The sequence below is a fragment of the Corynebacterium sp. HMSC073D01 genome (genome assembly GCF_001815555.1).
GTDB lineage: Bacteria > Actinomycetota > Actinomycetes > Mycobacteriales > Mycobacteriaceae > Corynebacterium > Corynebacterium glucuronolyticum.
In genome coordinates this window covers 1-967 of record NZ_KV821075.1, presented here as the reverse complement: position 1 = coordinate 967, position 967 = coordinate 1, and the positions used below count along the sequence as shown (strand labels likewise).

The window sequence follows — 967 nt, the reverse complement described above, 5'->3', positions numbered from 1 at the left end:
AAAGGCAACATCGCCCTCACCGCAACCGGCGAGGAGTTTTATGTCATGCCAGATGAGGAGCGTAAACAGCTTGGGCTGCGATCCCTAGTGACTGTGCCTATGCCACAACTTCCGGAACCGGCAGGAGATGGGCTTGAGATTGACAACCTCACCTTCGCCTACCGCCACGGAAACACGGTTCTCAACATCGGCCATCTGCTCTTCCCGGCAGGGAAAATCACCGCACTGTTAGGCCCGTGCGGGTCAGGCAAATCAACACTGGCACGCATCATCTGCGGACTCGAAAAAGCCAAAGGTGCATCCATCACACTCAATGGGCAAAAATTCACCAGCCGGGACGCATACCTTGTCATGCAAGACCCCACCCGGCAGCTATTCTCAGACACAGTCATTGACGAAGTTACGCTCGGGGCAACCAGAGTCGAAAAACAACACATCGACGCCCACGCGATCCTTAAAGAACTCGACCTCACCGACCACGAGTCCGATCATCCGCAAGCACTGTCTGGTGGGCAACGCCAACGCCTTGTCATCGTCACAGCACTTGCTGCGAACAAGAAGGTCTACATCTTCGACGAGCCGACATCAGGTGTGGGCTACAAGCACCTCGTCGCGATCTCACAAGTGATGCGCAAACTCGCTGATACCGGTGCCGTCGTCATCGTCATCACCCACGACGCTGAACTCGTTACCGAAGCCGCCGACCATAGCGTCCGCCTCGACCAAATCAACGCCTGCTAACGCAAACGCTCGCTCAGTCGAAAGAGAGGAAAGCATTTCCGCAGGTCAGGGCAAACGCGCTATACACTCGCTAACGCAAGCGATTTTTCACACCCCCCTAAGCGATACTCGCTAACGCAAAAGGGTACTTATCAAATCCGACGTCTAAGTGGAGCCGATGACAACACATCAGTCAGGACATCGTTGACACAATGAGCACCTGTGCAGCACACGGTGATAGTTGACA

The 967-nt window shown here is 54.8% G+C and carries 1 protein-coding gene; it reads left to right on the top strand.

All coding sequences use genetic code 11. The annotated features are described in order from the left end of the window. The coding region (locus HMPREF3044_RS10260) for an ATP-binding cassette domain-containing protein (RefSeq protein WP_141759687.1) at positions 1–741 on the top strand (741 nt) is incomplete at its 5' end. Positions 742–967 lie beyond the last annotated feature (226 nt).